Here is a 2,217-nt window from a genome sequence, read left to right as displayed (position 1 = left end):
ATATACTAGTGTAATAAAAATAGTTAGTTTAGTGAACGAGGATGATTTGATGTTAAATAGGAAGTTAAAAAAATTAATCATTGGTGGTTGTATGTTAGTATTGGCTGGTACTGTAATTGGCGGTTGTGGAACTTCTACACAAACAACTTCTAATAAATTAATCGTTGGTACTAATGCCACATTTGTTCCATTTGAATTTAAAGATGAAAAAACTCAAGACTATACAGGCTTTGATATTGATCTTATTCGTGCCATCGGTAAGCGTATCAATAAAGATGTAGAGCTTAAGAATGTTGCCTTTGATGCTTTAATTCCAGCGTTAAATACACATGATATTGATGTAGCAGCATCTGGTATGACTATTACAAAAGCTAGAAGTGAAAAGGTGTTATTCTCTTCTCCATATTATGAAAATGCACTTGCTGTAGTATATAAAGATGGTGCCAATATTACATCCCTTGATGATCTTAAAGGTAAAAAGATTGCTGCTCAATTAGGTACAACTGGTGCTGATTTAGCTCATAAAATTGAAGGTACTAATGTAAAAGAGTTTGACCATAGTAATGAAGCTTTGTTAGAATTACAAAATGGCGGTGCTGATGCAACTGTAATTGACTTGCCGGTAGCTCAATTTTATAGTACTAAACATCCAGACCAACATATTAAATTTATGGCATATCCAAATACGAAAGAATATTTGGGCTTAGCAATCAATAAAGACAACAAAGACTTGCAAGAACAAATTAATAAAGCAATCGCCGATATGAAGGCCGATGGTGAATTTAATACATTATATAAAAAATGGTTTAATGTAGATGCACCAGCTGATATGCCAGTAGTGTTAGAATTTAAATAATAGGAGAGATTATGAGTTTTAATTGGGGGTTAATTGCGGATAATTTACCGCTTCTATTACAAGGTGCACTTGTAACCGTTGAAATTACAGCTATGTCTGTAGGCTGTGGTTTCTTTATCGGTCTATTAGTAGCCTTAGCAAATTTATCTAAATTTACTGTAGTTAGATTATTAGCAAAATGCTATGTAGATATCATTCGTGGTACACCACTATTGGTACAAATCTTCTTAATTTACTTCGCATTGCCAATGATTACTGGACAACGTATTGATCCATTTATTGCTGCTGTTACTGCATGTAGTATTAACTCTGGTGCTTATGTGTCTGAAATCTTCCGTGCTGGCATTCAGTCTATCGATAAAGGCCAAATGGAAGCGGGTCGATCTCTTGGTTTGACTTGGGGCCAAACTATGCGCTATATCATCATGCCGCAAGCTTTCAAAGCAATTATTCCACCATTGGGTAACGAATTTATTGCTATGTTGAAAGACTCCTCATTGGTTTCTGTAATTGGTTTCGAAGAATTGACACGCCGTGGTCAACTAATCATTGCCAAAACATATGCATCATTTGAAATCTGGGGGACAGTTGCTGTTATCTACCTTATTATGACAGTAACAATTTCACAATTGGTTGGTTACCTTGAAAGGAAATATAGCATTAAATGATTAAGTTAGAAAATGTACATAAATCCTTTGGTAAAAATGAAGTATTAAAGGGCATTGATTTACATATCGAAAAAGGTCAAGTTGTAGTTATTATTGGTCCATCAGGTTCTGGTAAAAGTACAGTATTGCGTACTATGAATTACTTAGAAGAGCCTACATCTGGTAAAGTCATTGTAGATGGTATGGATCTTTCAGATAAATCTAAACTTAATGAAGTCCGTGCGGAAGTAGGCATGGTATTCCAAAACTTTAATCTTTTCCCACACATGACTGTAATGGAAAATTTAACCTTAGCACAAACTAAGGTCCGCAAAACATCTAGTGATGAGGCTAAAAAAATTGGTCAAATTTTATTAGATCGAGTAGGTTTGAAAGATAAAGCAAATGCTTATCCTGACTCATTATCTGGTGGTCAAAAGCAACGTGTTGCTATAGCTCGTGCTTTAGCAATGAAACCAAAGGTTATGCTCTTTGATGAGCCTACCTCTGCATTGGATCCAGAAATGGTTCGCGAAGTTCTGGATGTAATGAAGTCTCTAGCCGAAGAAGGTATGACGATGGTTATTGTTACTCACGAAATGGGCTTTGCAAAAGAGGTTGCGGACCGAGTATTATTTGTAGATGGTGGATTAATTCTTGAAGATGATACTCCTGAAAAAGTATTTGATGCACCAACAAATGATAGAACAAAAT

General features: G+C 35.2%; 3 protein-coding genes. All 3 read left to right on the top strand.

What is annotated here, in order from left to right; genetic code table 11:
• The first annotated feature begins 49 nt into the window (after positions 1-49).
• Positions 50-856: a basic amino acid ABC transporter substrate-binding protein gene (locus QZ334_RS08065; RefSeq protein WP_257846579.1), complete on the top strand. Its 807-nt coding sequence runs from the start codon at positions 50-52 to the stop codon at positions 854-856.
• Positions 857-867: 11 nt separating this feature from the next.
• Positions 868-1,524, top strand: a complete 657-nt coding sequence (locus QZ334_RS08060; RefSeq protein ID WP_105089103.1) for an amino acid ABC transporter permease — start codon at positions 868-870, stop codon at positions 1,522-1,524.
• Positions 1,521-2,217, top strand: a 697-nt coding sequence (locus QZ334_RS08055; RefSeq protein WP_295233507.1) for an amino acid ABC transporter ATP-binding protein, incomplete at its 3' end; no start/stop codon positions are given. The genes QZ334_RS08060 and QZ334_RS08055, both read left to right, overlap by 4 nt.

The sequence above is a fragment of the Veillonella sp. genome, from assembly GCF_019414865.1.
GTDB lineage: Bacteria > Bacillota > Negativicutes > Veillonellales > Veillonellaceae > Veillonella.
The sequence above is the reverse complement of the archived record's forward strand: the minus strand, read 5'-3'. Positions and strand labels throughout refer to the sequence as shown.

What these genes read in the sequence shown, in the direction of transcription:
- QZ334_RS08065 (WP_257846579.1), top strand. Translation starts at nt 50, where the DNA reads ATGTTAAATAGGAAGTTAAAAAAATTAATCATTGGTGGTTGTATGTTA.
- QZ334_RS08060 (WP_105089103.1), top strand. Translation starts at nt 868, where the DNA reads ATGAGTTTTAATTGGGGGTTAATTGCGGATAATTTACCGCTTCTATTA.